Annotated in this window: 1 protein-coding gene and 1 pseudogene; both read left to right on the top strand. The window is 62.9% G+C overall.

Annotated features, from left to right (window positions below; all coding sequences use genetic code 11):
• A partial coding sequence (locus EN750_RS34975) for a PLP-dependent aminotransferase family protein (protein WP_145968221.1) occupies nucleotides 1-820 on the top strand: 820 nt, incomplete at its 5' end.
• A 119-nt stretch (nucleotides 821-939) separates the two neighbouring features.
• Nucleotides 940-1244, top strand: a pseudogene (locus tag EN750_RS34980) (phosphoribosylformylglycinamidine synthase II); the annotation flags it as partial.

The raw sequence follows: 1244 nt of genomic DNA on the forward strand, positions 1-1244 counted from the left end.
CCTCACCTACTCGCAGATTTCCCGCAGCGCCGGCCTGATCGGCAGGCGCACCGCGCTGGTGGCATCGGACGAGGAAGGCATCGATCCGCAGGATTTCGAGCGCGTCTGCGCGCAAAAGCATCCCAAGATGATCTTCCTGATGCCGACGGCGCAGAATCCGACGCTGGCCACCTTGTCGGCGGCGCGCCGCGAGGCGATCGCCCATGTCGCACGCGAATACAACGTCGTCCTCATCGAGGATGACCTCTATGGCAATCTGACCGACGATCCGACACCATTGCTGGCCGAGTATGCGCCTGAACGCACCATCGTCGCGGGCGGCCTGTCGAAGTCGGTCGCAGCCGGTGTGCGCGGCGGCTGGCTTTCCTGCCCGCCCGCCTACCGCCACCGCATCCGTGTCGCCCACAAGATGATGACCGGCGGCATGCCCTTCCTGCTGGCGGAGGTGAATACAAGGCTGGTGCTGTCAGGTCAGGCGGATGAGATACGCAAGCGCAGCATCGCCGAAATCGGCGCCCGCATCGCCATCGTGCGCGAGACTTTGGCCGGCTTCGCGGTCAAGTCGCATGACAGGGTGCCCTTTGTCTGGCTGACCCTGCCCGACCCCTGGCTTTCCGGCACCTTCAAGAACGCCTGCCTGGAGCACGGCGTGCTGATCGACGACGAGGACGAATTCAAGGCCGGCCGTTCCGAGCAGGTTTTCCATGGCGTCCGCTTTGGCGTTTCGCAGCCGAGACAGCGCGGGGACATAGCCGAAGGCGTCGCGGCGATCCGGCGACTTCTCGATGAAGGCCGCGCCGGCTACGACAGCTTCTCCTGACACTGCGTGGCTTTGTCCGGTTTTCCGTCGTTTTTCGTCAATCCATGGGTGTATCGGCCGCAAGGCTTGCGATAAGACGGGACTCAAAATCCCAACGTCCCGGATATAAATCGCCGCCCATGACCATTTCCAATTCCGTGCCGATCACCCCCGAGCTCATTGCCTCACACGGGCTCAAGCCCGACGAGTATCAGCGCATCCTCGATCTTGTCGGGCGCGAGCCGAGCTTCACCGAACTCGGCATTTTCTCGGCGATGTGGAATGAGCACTGCTCCTACAAATCCTCGAAGAAATGGTTGCGCACGCTGCCGACCACCGGACCTCAGGTCATCCAGGGGCCGGGCGAGAATGCCGGCGTGGTCGACATCGGCGACGGCGACTGCGTCGTCTTCAAGATGGAGAGCCACAACCACCCGTCCTACAT

The sequence above is a fragment of the Mesorhizobium sp. M7A.F.Ca.ET.027.03.2.1 genome, assembly GCF_003999175.1.
Lineage (GTDB): Bacteria > Pseudomonadota > Alphaproteobacteria > Rhizobiales > Rhizobiaceae > Mesorhizobium.